The 17,572-nt window shown below is 72.3% G+C and carries 11 protein-coding genes; 3 read left to right on the top strand and 8 right to left on the bottom strand.

Going from position 1 to position 17,572, the window contains the following annotated elements; all coding sequences use genetic code 11:
• Positions 1-34 precede the first annotated feature (34 nt).
• Together ABDB74_RS01595 and ABDB74_RS01590 are read right to left on the bottom strand one after the other, a co-directional pair.
• A complete protein-coding gene (locus ABDB74_RS01595) occupies positions 35-3,178 on the bottom strand; it encodes a glycosyltransferase (protein WP_346621253.1) in 3,144 nt (1,047 codons plus the stop codon).
• A complete protein-coding gene (locus ABDB74_RS01590; RefSeq protein ID WP_346621251.1) occupies positions 3,175-4,365 on the bottom strand; it encodes a glycosyltransferase family 61 protein in 1,191 nt (396 codons plus the stop codon). Before ABDB74_RS01590 ends, ABDB74_RS01595 begins: the two co-directional genes overlap by 4 nt.
• A 358-nt stretch (positions 4,366-4,723) precedes the next feature.
• Between ABDB74_RS01590 and ABDB74_RS01585 the strand changes: the two genes are divergently transcribed.
• Entirely contained in the window at positions 4,724-6,214 is a 1,491-nt protein-coding gene (locus tag ABDB74_RS01585; RefSeq protein ID WP_346621250.1) for a lipopolysaccharide biosynthesis protein, read from the top strand.
• Positions 6,215-6,573: 359 nt separating this feature from the next.
• Here ABDB74_RS01585 and ABDB74_RS01580 read toward each other — a convergent pair whose 3' ends face one another.
• From ABDB74_RS01580 to ABDB74_RS01560, 5 genes are all read right to left on the bottom strand, one after another.
• On the bottom strand, positions 6,574-8,130 hold the full coding sequence (locus ABDB74_RS01580; RefSeq protein ID WP_346621249.1) for a sugar transferase: 1,557 nt from the start codon (positions 8,128-8,130) through the stop codon (positions 6,574-6,576).
• 528 nt (positions 8,131-8,658) lie between these two features.
• Positions 8,659-9,546, bottom strand: coding sequence for a hypothetical protein (locus ABDB74_RS01575; protein WP_346621248.1), 888 nt, complete (start codon positions 9,544-9,546; stop codon positions 8,659-8,661).
• 74 nt (positions 9,547-9,620) lie between these two features.
• A complete protein-coding gene (locus tag ABDB74_RS01570) occupies positions 9,621-10,466 on the bottom strand; it encodes an NAD(P)-dependent oxidoreductase (RefSeq protein ID WP_346621247.1) in 846 nt (281 codons plus the stop codon).
• A complete protein-coding gene (gene rfbB / locus ABDB74_RS01565) occupies positions 10,463-11,458 on the bottom strand; it encodes a dTDP-glucose 4,6-dehydratase (RefSeq protein WP_346621246.1) in 996 nt (331 codons plus the stop codon). The genes ABDB74_RS01570 and rfbB overlap by 4 nt, the downstream gene beginning before the upstream one ends.
• Before the next feature lie 147 nt (positions 11,459-11,605).
• On the bottom strand, positions 11,606-12,925 hold the full coding sequence (locus ABDB74_RS01560; protein ID WP_346621245.1) for a UDP-glucose/GDP-mannose dehydrogenase family protein: 1,320 nt from the start codon (positions 12,923-12,925) through the stop codon (positions 11,606-11,608).
• A 304-nt stretch (positions 12,926-13,229) separates the two neighbouring features.
• Between ABDB74_RS01560 and ABDB74_RS01555 the strand changes: the two genes are divergently transcribed.
• Positions 13,230-13,568, top strand: a complete 339-nt coding sequence (locus tag ABDB74_RS01555; RefSeq protein WP_346621244.1) for a hypothetical protein — start codon at positions 13,230-13,232, stop codon at positions 13,566-13,568.
• A gap of 95 nt (positions 13,569-13,663) precedes the next feature.
• Positions 13,664-14,749: an LCP family protein gene (locus ABDB74_RS01550; protein WP_346621243.1), complete on the top strand. Its 1,086-nt coding sequence runs from the start codon at positions 13,664-13,666 to the stop codon at positions 14,747-14,749.
• A 310-nt stretch (positions 14,750-15,059) separates the two neighbouring features.
• Here the strand turns inward: ABDB74_RS01550 and ABDB74_RS01545 are convergent, their stop codons facing one another.
• Entirely contained in the window at positions 15,060-16,448 is a 1,389-nt protein-coding gene (locus ABDB74_RS01545) for a sugar transferase (RefSeq protein WP_346621242.1), read from the bottom strand.
• Between the last annotated feature and the right edge of the window lie 1,124 nt (positions 16,449-17,572).

Genomic DNA, 17,572 nt, shown 5'->3' with positions numbered 1-17,572 from the left:
CGACCTCGCAGCTGTCCACCGACAGCCGGGCAGCTCAGCGCGGGGAGCCGTCGCCCGTCGGGCGGCGGGCGGCGAGTCCCTGGAACAGCTCCTCGTAGGCGTCGTACATGGACGTGGCGGAGAACTGGCGTGCCCTGTCCTGCGCCCTGCTCGCGAGTTCGTCGCGCAGACCACGGTCGGACAGCACCGGGGCCAGGGCCTCGGCGAGGGCCACCGGGTCCTCGGGCGGCACGAGCACGCCCGTTCCCGGCACCAGGACGTCGGGGACGCCCCCGACCGAGGTGGCCACGGGAGCCAGCCCGGTCGCCATCGCCTCCAGGAGGGACAGGGGCATCCCCTCGCTCCTGGACGGCAGCACGAAGGCATCGGCGTCCCGCAGCTGGTCACGGACGCCTTCCCTCGTCAGGTGCCCACGGAAGACCACGGCGTCGTCGAGCCCGGACGCCCGGACCTGGTCCCTCAGCGCCTGCTCCTGGTCCCCGGCGCCGATCAGGACCAACCGCGCCGTCGGGACGCGCTCGCGCACGAGCCGCATGGCGTCGACCAGCACGTCGAAACCCTTCACCGGGTGGAGTCGTCCGACGGTGACGACCGTGCAGCCCCGCCGCTCGCCCTCTGCGCGCGGCGCGGTCGGGGGCTCGGCCCAGAAGTCCAGGTCCACGCCGTTCGTGATCAGGTGCAGCCGGTCCGGGTCGACGCCGGGGAAGGCGCCGACGCGGGCCGCGACCGGCTCCGAGACGGCGGTGATGGCGTCTGCGCGCGGGAGCAGCCGGGGCACCGAGCGGCTGCCCCGCGCGTGCAGCAGCAGGTCGCTGCCGTGCGCCGACAGCACCACGGAGAAGCGGAACAGCCGCTGCAGCAGCAGGAAGTACGCGGCGTGTCCCTCGACGAAGTGGAGGTTGACGACGTCCGGACGCCACCGTCGCAGGGCCCGGTGCACGGCGAGCAGCGACCGGGCCATCGCCAGCAGCCGGGGGACGACGCGCCAGCGCCGGCTGAGGGGGCGGACGAGCGCCAGCGTGGCGACCGGCGGTGGTGCGACCTGGTCGACGTCGGGACCCGCCTCCACCACGGTGTGGCCGCGTTCGCGGAGACCCGCCGACAGCCGCGCGCACACGTCCTGGACCCCGCCCCGGTCCAGACGCGGCTGGGCGCTGTAGAGCAGGACGACCAGACCGTCGGCCGCAGCGTCCGCACCCCCGGCGCCGACCTGCGCGGTGCGTCGTGCCGGCCGGCGCACCCAGCCCGGCGCCACGGACCGCACCAGCGCCGCATGGACGGTCAACGCGGTGGGCGCCAGGCGGAGTGCGCGCAGGGCCAGGCGTCGTGCTCCCCGTCGGTTCACCGGGTCCTGGAGATGCCGGATGGAGCTCCTCACCAGGAACAGGTGACGGACCCCGGCCCGGCGCATCTCCGCCTCGTACCGCGCGAAGAAGGCGGCACGGGCCTCCCGGTTCGCGATCGCGTCGACCGAGCGACGGACGGCGTCCCGGGGATCGTGGTAGCGCACGAGCGGCTCCTCGACGAGGTCGACGTCGAAGAACCGGGTGACGCGCACCCAGTAGTCGTAGTCCTCGATGGCGACGAGGTCCTCGTCGAAGAAGCCGGCCGTGGCCACGACGCACCGGCGCATCAGCGCGCTCGAGGGGGCGCCGTGCAGGACGTTGGTCACGAGCATGTCGCGGTAGATCTGCCCGCGGTGCGTGGGCGTCCGCACGACGACGCCGCCCGCACCGTCGTGGTCCTCGACGCCCGTGTACACGAGGCCGAGGGTGTCCGGGCGTCCCGCGAAGCACTCCAGCTGGCGGGCCAGCTTCGTCGGCAGCCACTCGTCGTCGTCGTCGAGGAAGGCGATGAACTCACCGCGGGCCTCCCGCAGCCCGCGGTTCCGCGCCGCCCCCACACCGGCGTTGCGCGGTTGCCGGAGGTACCGCACCCGTGGATCGGCGCAGCCGGCGAGCAGCTCCGGGGTCCCGTCCGTGGACCCGTCGTCGACGACCAGCACCTCGAGGTCCCGCACCGTCTGCGCGAGGACGCCCTGCAGCGTCCTGCGCAGGACCGTTCCGCGGTTGTAGGTCGGGATGACGACGCTCACGACCGGTCGTCGGACGGCGGGCGCGGGCCGCGGGGCGGCGGGCGGCGACGACGGCAGGACCTTCTCCGCCGCGGTGAGCCCGAACCGGATCTCCTGCGCGTCCGCCCGCCCAGGAGGCCGCCCCGCGACCCCGCTCCGTCCGCGCCGCAGCGCCGCGAGCGCGGACCGGACCGGCTGCTGCGCGCCGGGTCCTGCGCGCCATGCCCGCCGCAGGGCGCGACGCGACCGGGCGGCCGGCGAGCCGTACCGCCGCGCGAGGGCCTCGGCCGACCGACGGATGTCCGGGTGGTGGGTCCCCGCGTCGTCGGCGAGCATCTCCAGCGCCCTGCTGACGGCGTCCCGGTGAGCGTCCAGCTGCTGCCGCCGCTCCAGCCACGAGACGACCTTGAGGACGGTGCGGATCCTGGACTCCAGACCCCGGCGCGTCAGCCGCGCCGCGCTGAACGACGTCTCGCCCTGCGGCATCCGCCGGTAGTAGCCGGCACCCCGGGTCGCCTCCGCCAGCGGGACGCCGTCGGCCAGCGCGCGCATCATGAGGTCGCCGTCGTCGTTCGTGCTGAGCTCGTCGAAGCGCCCGACCCGCTCGAAGGCGTCGCGGGACCACAGCACGCTGCACGGCGGGTGGTACCAGCCGACCAGCCAGGCGCTGAGGGGGGACTGCCCCGGTCGACGGGGTGCGCAGGACGGCGGACGCCGCACCCACCGTCCGTCCTCCAGCTCGAGCCGGAACCAGGGGCCGATCGCGACGCCGGCCGGCGCGGATCGCAGCGCCTCCACCAGACCCGCGACGGCGTCGGGGCCCAGCACGTCGTCCGCGTCGAGGAACAGCAGCGCGTCACCCGTCGCGATCTGGGCGCCGAGGTTGCGGGTCAGGGCTGCGTTGCCGGACCGCTGGGAGAAGACCCGCACCAACTCCGGGTGACCGGCCTCGAACCGCTGAGCCACCTCCAGGCTGGCGTCGGTCGAGCCGTCGTCGACGACGACGACCTCGTGCACCGGCTGCGTCTGCTCCAGGACCGAGCCGAGGGCCTGCGCGAGGTAGGCCTCGGCGTTCCAGCACGGGATGACGACCGAGACCCTCATCGCCCCAGACCCAGGGCGTCGAGGGCGTCACGGACGACCGCGGGATCGACGTGCAGGTCCCGTTCCAGGGGATGGACGTCGCCGACCGAGGTGGCCTTCAGCAGCCAGTAGTCATGGCCGACAGCCGCCGCCGTCGCGTAGAAGTTCGGGTTGGGGAAGGAGAGGTCCGCCACCTCCACCACCTGTGTGCCGGGCGGGCAGAACACCATGTTGGTGAGCCCGGCCCCGTGAGGTGCGAAGAGGACGGCCGTCTGGTGCATGAGGCGCACCTGGTCGTCGAACGACAGGTCCTCCATGACCGTCCGCTCGAAGCCGGCGTCGGCGAGCAGCGGCCAGACCTCGTCCTCGTTGATCAGACGCCGCCGCGTCGCCTTGGCCCGGCTGATGAACACGCGTCGGGTGGGCCGCTCCCCCTCCAGCGCACCGGACGCCCGCTGCGCGAGCCGGAGCAGCTCCGGGCGGAAGCGGTCGGTCCCGACGACGGTCAGCTCGGCCACCTGCAGGGGGCGCGACTCGTCGAACCGGCGGAAGCCGTCGGGGTCCAGCCCGACGAGCCTCAGGGACTGCTCGATCGCGGGTGCGAGGTCGGCCGGCAGCAGCACGTCCTCCAGGGCGTCCCGCTCGGCGAGCATCAGGAGCTTCGGTAGGTGGGCGGACAACCAGTGCGAGTGGTTGTGGAAGACACGCTCCACGACCCAGGTCGCCCTCTGCAGGCGGACCGGCGGCCCCGAGGTGCGCAGGGCCCGGGCGTGCGGCGGCCGGAACCGGATCTCGCGCATCTCGATCGAGGTGTCGTCCGAGGCGAGGATCGCGGGGTAGTAGTCGTCCTGGAGCGCCGGATCCCGATAGCTCACGATGCGGCAGTCGGGCAACGTCGCGAGGAAGGTCGGGGCGCTGCGCCGCTCCGGGACGTCGCGGAAGGAGTACCCCCACCAGCCGGCGTCGTCGGGGAGCTCGTCGCGCCGCGGCACGTTCCTCGGCAACGGGTTGTGGGCCACCGTCTCCGGGTGGATCACCTCGTACGGGTAGACCTCACCCGCGCGGGCGAGTCGTGCGACGTGCTCGGGCACGGTCTCGCGCCGCACGAACCGGTGACCGGTCCACCTCGCCGGCATCCCGTGGTCGACGGCCGCCTGCACGGGTTGGCGCCAGCGACGCCCGACCGCGATCCGAATCTGTCGCAGCACTCCTGACCTCTCCGTGATCGCTCCTGACGGCGGAGCGCGCGTCCGGACAGGTGCACACTCGGCCAGAACCGGACCCTACCTACTCGGCCGGAGCCGGACCCCGTCGAGCGCACGGAGGCTCCACCGGGCACCGCGGCGGCACCGGCCGCGCCACACCTCACCGCCGGGGGCACGACTCCGCTCCCGCCGGCCCGGGAGCCGTCACCCGGGCCGCGGCCGATCGCCACCCTCGGGCGGGCTGAGGTACGGTCCACGACCGCACCGGAGGAACTGGGTAGCCTTGCCCGGCTCCGGGGTCGTCGGTGCGCCGGTCCACGGGCCACGCGCACGTCTTCGACCCGGGTGCAGGAGGAGGCACGTGTCGACCGATATCGCATCGCCGAGCCCGGAACCGGGCGGGAGCCTGCGTCAGCGCGCCACCCAGGGCGTCCTCTGGACCGCTCTCGAGAAGTGGTCGGTGCGGGTCAGCACCCTCATCGGCTTCATCCTGCTGGGCCGGCTGCTCGAGCCCCAGGAGTTCGGTGTCGTGGCGCTGGCCATGACCTTCATCACCATACTGGCCATCGTCAGCGACGCCGGCTTCACGACCTACCTCGTGCAGCTGCAACGGCTGACCTCCACGATCGCCAGCACGGCGTTCTACATCTCCGTCGCCCTCGGCGCCGTTCTGGCTGTCCTGCTGGCGGCGCTCTCGGGCCCGGTCAGTGCACTCCTGGACACGCCCCGGCTCCAGCCCATCCTGGCAGCGCTGGCCATCTCCCTGTTCATCACCGGCCTCGCCAGCGTCCCCGCAGCGCTGATGCAGAAGGAGATGCGGTTCCGCGAACTCGCCCTGCGGCAGGTCGTCGCGACCGTGCTGTCCGTTGCGGTCGCGATCGCCCTGGCCTTCGCGGGGGCCGGCGCCTGGGCGCTCGTCGCCCAGACCCTGGTGCGGGTGACCATCTCCACCATCGTGCTGTGGGCCACGGCCGGGTTCCGCCCTCAATGGACCTTCTCCATCCCGGAGATGCGGGTGATGAGTGCCTTCGGCGCCAAGTCGCTCGGCGCGCAGCTGGCCAACGCCATGCGTGGGCAGAGCGAGGTGTTCATCATCGGCGCCCTCGCGGGGACGACGGCGCTCGGACTCTGGACGGTCGCGCAGCGGCTGGTGCAGGTCATCGTGGAGGTGTGCACGTCGGTGTTCAGCACCGTGGCGCACCCGGTGTTCGCCCGGCTGCAGACCGACCCTCCCCGGCTGTCCCGGGCCCTGGGCACGGCGCAGGCGAGCGGGGCTCTCGTGCTCGTCCCGGTGCTGGCGTGCCTCTCGCTCACCAGCGGCCAGGTGGTCCCCGCGGTCTTCGGCCAGCAGTGGGAACCGGCCGCGGTTCTCGCTTCCATCATGGCTGTGCGGTCACTTGTCGTGGCCATGTCGACCTTCAGCCGCTCCGCGTTCCTGGCGACGGGCCACCCGGGGACCGAGCTGCTCGTCACCCTGGTGCTGCTCGCCGGTCAGCTGGGGCTCGTGCTCGCCTTCGCCGACGACCTGCTGCTCCTGGCTGTCGTGCTGACCGCGTGGAGTGCGTTCGCCCTGCCACTGCGCGCCGTCCTGCTCCATCGCCTGCTGAAGATCTCGGCACGCACCTACGAGGCGCCCGCGCGCGTCCTGCTGGCCGGGGGCGTGGCGACGGCTGCGGTACTGGGCGTCCAGCAGCTGGCGGAGCTGGACGGCTGGGGCTACGTCGCCTTCGTCGCGCTCCTCGGTGGCACGGTCTACCTGGCGGTGGTCTTCTTGATCGCCAGGTCGGTCGTCCTCGATCTCGGCCAGAGCCTGCGCGGTGCCGTCGGCAGGCGAGGCGCGGCCAAGAGCTGAGCGCCCGCCGACTGTTTCCCACCGCGGCCGGATCGGCGACCCGCACACCCGTGCCCTGCAGCTGCAACGGGGCCGCGACATCCAGCGGCGGCAGGTCCCGGACGTCATCGCTGCCGGGCTCGAGCGCCGCCCCCGGCGCCGCCACCCGCTCGCCCGACCCACGACGTCACGTCCCGGCTCGGCGGCCATCGACGCTCGGCCGGCCCGGCCACCGGCGGCGCCCTGCGGCCACCAGGCGGCATCGGGTGCGGCGCGACCTGCTCAGCCGCCCGATCAGGGACGGCGCCGTGGCGCCCAGGACGAACAGCGCGACGCCAGGCGGGTACGGGCGTTCCCGCACCGGCCCGTGCGCACTGCGGTCAGCAGGCCCCCGAGCCGCGCAGGACCGCGCCGACCGTCTTCCACAGGATCATGAAGTCGAAGGTCAGTGACCAGTTCTCCACGTACCGCACGTCGGCACGGACCGAGTCGTCCCAGGACAGGTTCGACCGGCCGCTGACCTGCCACAGGCCGGTCAGCCCGGGCTTGACCAGGAAGCGGCGGCGCATGTCGTAGCCGTAGCGCTCGACCTCGGAGGACAGCGGCGGACGGGGCCCGACCAGCGACATCTCCCCACGGAGGACGTTGAACAGCTGCGGCAGCTCGTCGAGGGAGTACCGCCGCAGGACCCGGCCCACCGGGGTGACGCGGGGGTCGTGCCGCATCTTGAACAGCACCCCGTTGCCGTCGCTGTCCGCGGCGAGGACCTGCTGCATCTTCTCGGCGCCGGGGACCATGCTGCGGAACTTGAGCATGGAGAACTCCTGGCCGTCACGTCCGATCCGCACCTGGCGGAACAGCACCGGGCCTCGACTCGTGAGCAGGATGGCGAGGGTGATGGCGACGAACACGGGCAGCAACGCCAGGATCCCCAGAACCGCCGCCGTGCGGTCGAAGGTCTCCTTCGTCAGGCGGCGGACGCCACGCAGCTCCGGCCGCTCGACGTGCAGCAACGGCAGGCCGCAGACGGGGCGGATGTGCACCCGGGGGCCGGCGATCTCGGTGATCGCGGGGGCCAGCAGGAGCTCGGCGTGCGTCTTCTCGAGGTCCCAGCCGAGGCGCCGGAGGGCCGCACCGTCCAGCTCGGGAGACGGCATCACCGCGACCGTGTCGATGCGGTGCGCGCGCACCACGTCCGCGATGTCCGAGAACCCGCCGAGGACGGTCAGTCCGTCGAAGTCCGCAGGGTTCCCCTGGTCACCGTCCGGGAGGCAGCACCCGATGGCGTCGTAGCCGTGGTAGGCCTCCCGCGCCAGCTCCTTCCGGAGGAACGCGACGGCGTTGCGGTGCCCCACGATGAGCGTGGTCTGCAGGTTCTGCCCGGCCTGGCGACGCCGGTGGAGCAGCCGACGCTGCGCGTACCGGGACAGCAGCGTCAGAACGGTCGCCAGCGGGAGCGCGATCACGATGAAGCCACGGGCGATCTTGAGGTCGAGAGCCCACGCGACCGAGCCGAGCGCGGCGAGGAGCATGGTCGCGGCGATGAACACGCGACGGAACTCCTCGGCCCCCACCCAGAGGTAGCGCTGCTCGTAGGTGCGACCGCCGTGCATCACGGCGACCCAGATGACGGGCATGAGAACCGCTGCCCAGATCGAGGCAGGAGCGGCTGCCCCCTCCTCCATGGGCCCGAAGCGCACCGAGAAGCCGACGAGCGCGGCCACGGCGGCGGCCATGGCATCGGTGATGGCGAGCCGCCGGACGTAGGCGCCACGCCAGGCCTGCCGGGCGACCGTGCCGTTCCCGGTGGCGTCGACTCGGACCGGACGGGGGGCTGCCCCGGAGGACTCGCTCGACCGGGTGGCGTTCCCCTCCCGGCGTCCACTCGTGCGGACGTCCTCGGCCTGCGGCTGCCCGCCACCATCGACGTTGATCAAAAAACTCCCCTTCGGTTCACCTGCCCCGGTGAAGGTAGCCGGACTTCGGTCGCTATGCGTAGTCGGAACCGGGAGAAGTTCCGTATCTCCCGAGGACTCTTCCGGCCTCTGCACCTCTCTGGTCCGAGGGTGACCACGGAGAGTGATGAAGCGCCGGGTCCGGTGGCCGCGGCCCCGGAACCGGATCGGCCGGTGTGGGCAGGGTCTCGGTCTCGCCGACCGGCGGGCTCACCACTCGCCGCTCCGACGTCCTCGACCGGACGGCCGGCGAACCGGCGTCGACGGTCCCCGGGAGCGCGCGACGCATGCATCGGGGAACGCCGGGGTGCCAGAATGGCGCCATGTCCACCTCTCCGGGCCCCTCACCCGGGTCGGCTCGGCTGGCGCCCCTCCTGCGCAGTGTCTGCGGCCGGATGCGGCACGTGCACCGGTTCCGCTGGTCTGCGGAGGACCCGTTCAGCGGATCGAGCCTCTACGCCTGTCGCTGCGGAGAGGTCCGCCCGGGTCTGTGACGCGGCGACGCCCCGGCTAGCTCTCCGCCGGTCCGCCGGCCAGCGAGCGCCGCGGGAACGCCTCCACGGTGAGCCCCTGCTCGTCGGCGACGCGACGCAGCGCCCACTCCGCGGGCAGCACCAGACGCGGGGCGACGCCGATGAGGACGGCGATGAGGAACGCCACGCCGGCCAGCGCCTCACCGGACTCCTCGACGAAGGTGGCGGTGGCGGTGAGCGAGCCGGGGACGACCGTGGACAGGGCGGACAGGCCGACGGCGGCGACGGCGTAGCCGGCGAGGCTGCCGAGCACCCGGCGCCGGTCGCGGCGCTCGCTACGGCTGAGGAAGAAGAGGACCCCGACGACGGAGACGGCCGCCACCGCGCTGATCGCCACGGCCACGGGCTGGCCGACGGCGGCGGTCACGGCGGCCAGGCCATCGGTGTGCATGGTGCCGCCGGCCTTCACGACGGCGATCCCGCCGGCGACCAGCCCGACGGCGAGCCACCAGGTGCGGCGACCGGGATTGCGGGCGGCCCCGGCGACGGCCGCGAGGGCCGCGACGGCGAAGAGGCCGGCCACGAACAGACGGGGCACGGACATCGGCGCGTCCATCGCCAGCGCGCGTGCCGCGGGACCGGTGGTTCCGCTCAGCCGCAGCACGAGACCGGTGCCCATCAGGCCCACGGCTGCGGCGGCGAGGCCGACACCCACCGGGGGCAGTGGGACGGCGCGACGACGGCGACGTGCGGCGACCGGAGCGACGGTGGCCGGCGTCGTCGCCAGGTCGGCGGTGGTCAGGAGCTGCCCGGTGCCGGGCGACCGTTCGTCCGCCATCCGGATCCCGCGGCCGATGACGACCGCCAGCAGAGCGGCGACCGCCAGCCACACGACCAGTCCACCCGCGACCCAGAGCCACCACACGTTCTGATCATCGACAGGTATGGCAGAGAACATGACCATTCCGTCCCATTCGTGTGACAGGTGGTGCTGGTGGGTCAGATGAGACCGGAGAGGTACGTCCGCAGGGCGGTGCGCCACTCGGCCGGCCGGAAGCCGGCTGCCGTGATCTTCCCCAGGTCCAGCACGCTGTTGAGCGGCCGGGGTGCGACGCAGCTCTTCCCGGCGAAGTACTCGTCGGTGCTGACCCGCGCGACGTCGTCGGCGGAGCGGCCGCGAGCGGTGAAGACCCGGGCGGCGACGTCGGCCCAGGTGCCGGGTTCACCGTCGCCCGTGAGGTTGTAGGTGCCGTAGGCGGCGCCGGTATCGACGAGGTGGCGGATGCCGGCGGCGAGGTCGGTCGCCGTCGTCAGCCGGCCGGTCTGGTCGTCGACGACGGACGGCGAGATGCCGCGGTCGGCGAGGCCGGCCATGGTGCGCACGAAGTTGCGCCCCTCCCCCACCACCCAGGTGGTGCGGACCAGCCAGTGCCGCTCGATCGCGGTGGCGCAGGCGTCCCCGTCGGCCTTGCTGCGCCCGTAGACGCTCAGCGGCGAGGGCGGGAGGTCCTCGGGGATCGGGCCGTCGTGCGCGCCGTCGAAGACGTACTCGCTGGACAGGTGCACGAGCGCGGCGCCGTGCTGCTCGGCGGCCTCGGCGAGGTGCGCCACGGCGTCGACGTTGACGGCGCGGACGGCGGCGGCGTTGGCCGGGTCCTCGGCGGCGTCCACGGCCGTCCATGCGGCGGCGTTGAGGACGACGTCGACGCCGGTCCAGTCGTGGGCCCGCACGGCTGCGGCATCGGTGACGTCGAGCGCGGCCCGGTCGAGGGCGAGCGCCGCCGGGAACTCCCGCCGCAGGGCGCGCCCGAGCTGCCCGCCGGCGCCGACGATGACGGCGTTCACTGCCCGCGGGCGGCGTAGGCGGCCTCGACGCCGTCCTTGAGCGGGCGCCACCAGGCCTCGTTCGCGCGGTACCAGTCGACGGTGGCGGCCAGGCCGTCCCGGAAGTCGGTGTACTTCGGCGTCCAGCCGAGCTCGGTGCGCAGCTTGGTGGCGTCGATGGCGTAGCGCAGGTCGTGGCCGGCGCGGTCGGTGACCGGGTCGAACGCGTCGGCCGGCTGCCCGGTGAGCTCGAGGACCAGCGCGAGCACCTCGCGGTTGTTCTTCTCGCCGTCGGCACCGATCAGGTACGTCTCGCCGGAGCGACCGCGGTCGAGGACGGCGTGCACGGCGGAGTTGTGGTCGTCGACGTGGATCCAGTCGCGCACGTTCTCGCCCGCGCCGTAGAGCTTGGGACGCAGGCCGGAGAGCACGTTCGTGATCTGCCGGGGGATGAACTTCTCGACGTGCTGGTACGGCCCGTAGTTGTTCGAGCAGTTCGAGATGGTCGCGTGCATGCCGAAGGAGCGCACCCACGCGCGCACCAGCAGGTCGGAGCCGGCCTTCGTCGCGGAGTAGGGGCTGCTCGGGTTGTACGGCGTCTCGGGGGTGAACTTCGCCGGGTCGTCGAGCTCCAGGTCGCCGTACACCTCGTCGGTGGAGATGTGGTGGTAGCGGGCGCCGTGGGCCCGCACGGCCTCCAGCAGCGTGAACGTCCCGACGACGTTGGTCTGCAGGAACGGCGACGGGTCGCGCAGCGAGTTGTCGTTGTGGCTCTCGGCGGCGAAGTGCACGACGACGTCGCAGCGGGACACCAGCCGGTCCACCAGCCCGGCGTCGGCCACGGAGCCGTGCACGAACTCGATGTCGCCGCGGACGCCGGCCAGCGACGCCTCGTTGCCGGCGTAGGTCAGCGCGTCGAGCACGACGAGCTCGTACTCGGGGTGCTCACGCAGCGTCTGGTGCACGAAGTTCGCGCCGATGAAGCCCGCGCCCCCGGTGACGAGCATGCGCATCGCCCGCTGACCCTCCGCCGTCCGTTCCCCCACCGAGCGGAGACCCGCCCGGCGTCCGCCCAACGGCGGTCGTCGTGCACCTGCCGACGGTAGTGGGGAGGGTGCCCACCCGTCGGCACCCTCCCCTCTGCCGGGTGAGCAGGGCGCTCAGCCCGCGCGCCGCCCGAGGGCGCGGTAGGTCCAGCCGGCCGCGGTCCAGGCGTCGCGATCGAGGGCGTTGCGGCCGTCGAGCACCCGCTTCTGCTGCACGACCCTGCCGAAGGCGACCGGATCCAGCTCCCGGTACTGCTTCCACTCCGTCAGCACCAGCACCGCGTCGGCCCGCTCCGCCGCCTCCTCCGCGGTGTCGGCGTACTCCAGCTGCGGCCACAGCCGCCGGCTGTTCTCCACCGCGGCCGGATCGGTGACCCGCACACTCGCACCCTGCAGCTGCAACTGGGCCGCGACGTTCAGCGCCGGGGAGTCCCGGATGTCATCGCTGTCGGGCTTGAACGCCGCCCCCAGCACCGCCACCCGCTTGCCCAGCAACGAGCCGTCACAGACCTCACGGGCCAGCTCCACCATCCGGATCCGCCGGCGCATGTTGATGTTGTCCACCTCGCGCAGGAACGTCAGCGCCTGATCCGCGCCCAGCTCACCGGCCCGGGCCATGAACGCGCGGATGTCCTTGGGCAGGCAGCCGCCACCGAAACCCAGCCCGGCGTTGAGGAACTTCCGCCCGATCCGGTCGTCGTAACCGATCGCGTCGGCCAGCAGCTTCACATCGGCACCGGTGGCCTCGCACAGCTCCGCCATCGCATTGATGAACGAGATCTTCGTGGCGAGGAAGGAGTTCGCCGCCGTCTTCACCATCTCCGCGGTCGCGTAGTCGCTGACCACCTGCGGCGTTCCCGCCGCCACGATGGGGGCGTACACCTCGTCCAGCAGGGCACGCGCGGTGACGCCGTCCTCGCCCGCCGGGAGCCCGTAGACCAGCCGATCCGGGTGCAGGGTGTCCTGCACGGCGAAGCCCTCGCGCAGGAACTCCGGATTCCACGCCAGCAGCGCACCAGGCACCTTGCCGGTGACCATCTCGGCCAGCCGGGCCGCGGTACCGACCGGCACGGTCGACTTGCCCACCACGAGCTGGCCCGGCTCGACGACGCCGACCAGCGACTCCGTCGCTGCCTGGACGTAACGCATGTCCGCGGCGTACTCGCCACGCTTCTGCGGCGTCCCCACGCACACGAAGTGCACCTGCGCACCTGCCGCATCGGCGAAGTCCGAGCTGAACCGGAGACGACCCGACGCCAACGCGCGGCCCAGCAACTCCTCGAAGCCCGGCTCGTAGAACGGGGTCCGCGCCTGCGACAGCGAGTCGATCTTCCGCTGATCCACGTCGATACCCACGACGTCATGTCCCAGCTCGGCCATCGACGCCGCGTGCACGGCCCCGAGGTAGCCGCACCCGATGACCGATACCTTCATCAATGCTCCGTTCCGCGCAGGAAAGCCACTGCCCGGCTCGAACGGCCGGGCATGAACGGACGGTAGGGGATCGCAGGCGCCGAGAGCCACCCCGGTGCGGAGTGACGTGCAGCGGTCCACCGGTCCGGGGGAACGCCGGCCGGGTCACCCCACTCAGGGCCCCGGATGCGGATCCGCCATGCCCGGCCGCGCATGCGCCGCGGCGATGCTGGGCATGAAGGCCGGTCAGTCGAGCAGATCCTGGCCGAGGCCTTCACCCGCTCCGGGCCGGAGCGGCGACCGATCAGCGGGGAGGTGAGGACGCGTGGAGACCTTCCTCGTCGTCCTGGCGGTGTGGACCGCCGTGGCCATCCCGATCGCCGTGCTCGTCGGGCGAGCCATCCACCTGGCCGAGCGCAGGGCCACCTCGTCGAGCGACTCCCGAGTGTGGCCAGGTATGCCGGACGAGCCGCCCGACTTCGTCGTCGACGAGATCCGGACGGGCGACCGCCCCCCACCCCCGGTGACACAGCACCGCCCGCAACTACCGGAGAACGGGGTGCCGACGATCCCCGGCATCCCGGTCGCCCGGCCGCAGGTGCCCAGGGCCCGTCACTGGCCCGGTCACCACAGGCAGTCCCGGCGACGCACCGGCACGGACTGACCCCGGCGGAGGCCGTCACCCGACCGGGTCAGAGGGCGCATTCCCCGGCGCGGACCCGCCCTACGCTCGGCCCGGACGCGGCTGAGGGGGTGGACGTGGGCACGGACGACTGCGGTCCGGTGACCGAGGGCAGGCGCCGGCCCGGCGGAGTCGCCGAGGGCGCCTCCGGGTCAGGGCCCTCCGCGCTGCGCCGGGCCCTGATCGGATTCGGGGCGCTCGGCCTCGTGCTCGCCCTGCTCATGGGGGGCGGGCTCTGGCTCCTGGCCGACCGCTGGGCCGGCAACATCGGCCGGGTCTCCGGTGTCTTCGCCGACATCGAGGACGACGCGCGCCCGGCCCCCGCGATCTCCGGCGTGAGCGGGGCCGAGGAGCCGGTCACCTTCCTGCTGGTCGGCTCCGACACCCGCAGCGCGGGCGAGCAGGGGGTCGACCCCGGCGGCCGCTCCGACGCGATCATGCTCGCCCGGCTCTCGGCCGACCGGCAGCACGCGCAGGTGATCTCCATCCCCCGCGACTCGTGGGTGGACATCCCCGGTCACGGCATGGGCAAGATCAACGCCAGCTACGCCGTCGGCGGGCCGTCGTTGCTGGTGCAGACGGTGGAGCAGCTCACCCAGGTGCGCATCGACCACTACGTCGCCATCGACTTCGAGGGTCTGATCCAGGTGACCGACGACCTCGGCGGCGTGGACGTGGTGGTGGCCGAGACGACGACGAACGGGCCGTACACCTTCACCGCGGGGATGAACCACCTCGACGGCGACCAGGCCCGCTGGTACCTCGGGCAGCGCTACGGTCTGGCCGGCGGGGACTTCGACCGGGTCAAGCGGCAGCAGCAGTACCTGCGGGCGATGTTCGACGAGCTGTTCAGCTCCGGGACCTTCACCAGCCCACCGAAGCTCGACGCGGCGATGCTGGCCGTCACCAGCGCAGTGAGCGTCGACGACACCCTGAGCAACGCCGACCTGGTCGGCCTCGCCTACTCGATGCGGGGCGTGAGTCCCGGCGACGTCGATTTCTTCACCGCGCCGGTGATGGGCCTCGGCATGGAGGGGGCGGCCAGCGTCGTCTACCTCGACGACGTGGCCGCCGACCGCATGTGGGCGTACCTGCGCAACGACTCGCTGGCGCAGAACGCCGCCGAGTTCGCCGATGAGGCCCTCCCCGAGGTCCCCCGCTGAGAGCGCGGCCGACCGTCCAGTAGCCCCAGCCGCTCCAGCCGCTCCCTGCGCCGCTGTGCGGTCGCTGCGCCGGGTGCCGCTGCCTCGGCCTGTCCCGATGCAGCCGCGACATACAGCGCGGAGCGCACGGGGCGCCGACCATCACCTACCGGCGCGCCTCCGACTCGGCAGCGCCGAGGGGTCCAGGAGGTACGCCGGGCCCGGGAACGCCTCAGCCGCTCGGCCATGGCCGAGCGGCTGAGCAGGCCGGTCCGGGAGAACAGGCGCTGACGTGCCCGGCCTCGGACCGGGCGACGGGACGGACAGGCCGTCAGTAGGCGCCCGACCCGCGGAGAACAGCCCCGAACGTCTTCCACAGGATCATCAGGTCGAACGTCAGGGTCCAGTTCTCGACGTACCGGACGTCGATGCGCACCGAGTCGTCCCACGACAGGTCCGAGCGGCCGCTGACCTGCCAGAGGCCCGTGATGCCCGGCTTGACCAGCAGCCGGCGCGCCATGTCGAAGCCGTACTGCTCGACCTCGCGGGTCACGTGGGGGCGTGGCCCGACGAGGCTCATGCTGCCGTTGAGCACGTTGAACAGCTGCGGGAGCTCGTCCAGGGAGAACCGGCGCATGACCGCGCCGACGCGGGTGACCCGCGGGTCTCGCTTCATCTTGAACTGGACGTCGTTGCCCTCGTTGCTCTCCTCGAACAGGGCGTCCACGAGCTTGTCGGCGTCCGGGACCATGCTCCGGAACTTGTAGACCTCGAAGGGCTTGCCCCCCAGACCGATCCGCTCGTGCTTGTAGAAGACCGGCCCCCGACTGGTCAGCTTCACCGCCAGGGCGAGGCCGACGAGGACGGGCGAGATCAGCAGGATGCCGAGCAGCGCCGCGGACCGGTCGAACAGGCTCTTCACGAGGCGACGGTGGCCCGTGAACTCCGGCCGCTCCACGTGCATCAGCGGCAGACCGGCGACGGGCCGGATGCGCACCCGCGGGCCGGCGACCTCGGTGACGGCAGGCGCCAGGAGCAGCTCTGCCTGCGTGCTCTCCAGGTCCCAGCCCAGCTGTCGGAGAGCCGGTCCGTCGAGCTCCGGCGAGGGCAGTACCGCGACCGTGTCGACCTCGTAGCGCCGGACGACATCCACGACGTCACCCAACGAGCCGAGCACCGGCAGCCCGTCGAAGGACACAGCGGAGGCGTCCGTCGACTGCGGGACGCAGCAGCCGATGACCCGATAGCCGTGCTTCGGCTGACGAACGAACTGCTCGTGCAGGGCGGCGACGGCGTTGCGGTGCCCGACGAGGACGGCCGTCTGCTGGAACGCCCCACGCGCACGCCGCCGGTGGAGCAACTCTCGCTGCGCCAACCGATGACCGAGGGTCAGAAGGGCGGCCACCGGCAGCGCGACAATCGCGAACCCACGGGCCAGTTCGAGACGGAAGGCCCAGGAGACGGTGCCGATCGTCGCCAGCAGCATCGCCGCGGCGAAGAAGACCCGACGGAACTCCTCTGACCCGATCCAGAGGAAGCGCTGCTCGTAGGCGCGCGCGGCGAGCATCACGCCGCACCAGAGCAGCGGGAAGGCGACCAGGACGGTCACGAGGCTGCCCGCCAGGGTCAGCGATCCACTGACCGGCTGGGTCTCCGCGATCTGCCCGAGGGTGCCGGCGATGATCGCGCTGAGGACGTCGAGAACGACGAGTCGCCGCACATACGACCCCCGCCACGCGCGCCTCGCCTCGGTGCCCTCGCCGCGAAGCCGCGCCGCCGACCACAACGGACGACGATCTCGCTGCCGAGAAGTCGGCCGGACCGGCTGAGCATCAACGTCGAGCATGGACAAGCTCCGGCCCCCCGTGCGCAGATGTGTGGTTGGGACAGCGACCGCCCCGCAGGACCGCGCATCCCCCGAAGCTTCAGTGGCCAATTGACACGGGCAAGCTACCTGTCCACGATGCCGCGCAGAAGGCCTCAGGTTCTATTCATCCGTCCGGGCACAGTGCCATTCACCACTGTCGCGGACGGCGTCACTGGGCGTCAGGCGACCGTCACAAGGCGCTATTGAAGTGATCGCTCGAAGCGGATAGGCGATCCGCCGCCCGCGCTGTCCTGGCACCTTCAGTCAACGCCATGCACACTCGACTTCGCCCCCCTCCGGCTCGATCCCGGCCGAAAACGTGACGCTTATCCAGTGATGCGAAGTCCAGCGGAGCCTCGATCAACTCGTAGGCCAGCCTGAGACAGCTACGCACACGACAGCGATCGCAGGGGCACCGAGGAGTCGCCCGCTCGTGGGCCAATGCAACGGATCCAGGAGCCCGCTCGGCGATCTGGCGCACTACCGCACGAGTCAGGTAGAGGCTAAACGACCACACCCCCAACCCGACGCACCAAGGCCGCGCCGGGAACCTGCCGGCCCTGGTCCGACCGTCATCCGCTGCAGTCGCCCGGTTGACAAGGGCGATAGCCATGCCCACGACGAAATCAATGAGGCACCCCAACGGGTTGACATAGAGCAAAGTGAAACCGCCGCTACCGGTAGTCAGTATGCCCACGAAGGCGGTAACGCAGAGCGCGCAGGCGATAAGAAGCATCCGTAGGGTGGCTTGCTCGCTCGATCGCCCCGACGACGCCGATGCTCCGCGGGAACAGTGCACAGGAAATGCCTCAGCCGACAAGGACCACGGGGCCCGTAGACACTGGAGGTCACGCCGACATCATCTCGACCCTGGACGAGGAAGAGTGTTGCAACGTTGCCCGGGACGCTGGCTGCAGCTCCACCTGCGGCCGTCAGCGCGATACCCGCCACCCACGTCATAGCGTGCGGCGGCCTGA

The sequence above is a fragment of the Blastococcus sp. HT6-4 genome, from assembly GCF_039679125.1.
Lineage (GTDB): Bacteria > Actinomycetota > Actinomycetes > Mycobacteriales > Geodermatophilaceae > Blastococcus > Blastococcus montanus.
This window is presented reverse-complemented; position numbering and strand designations above follow the sequence as displayed.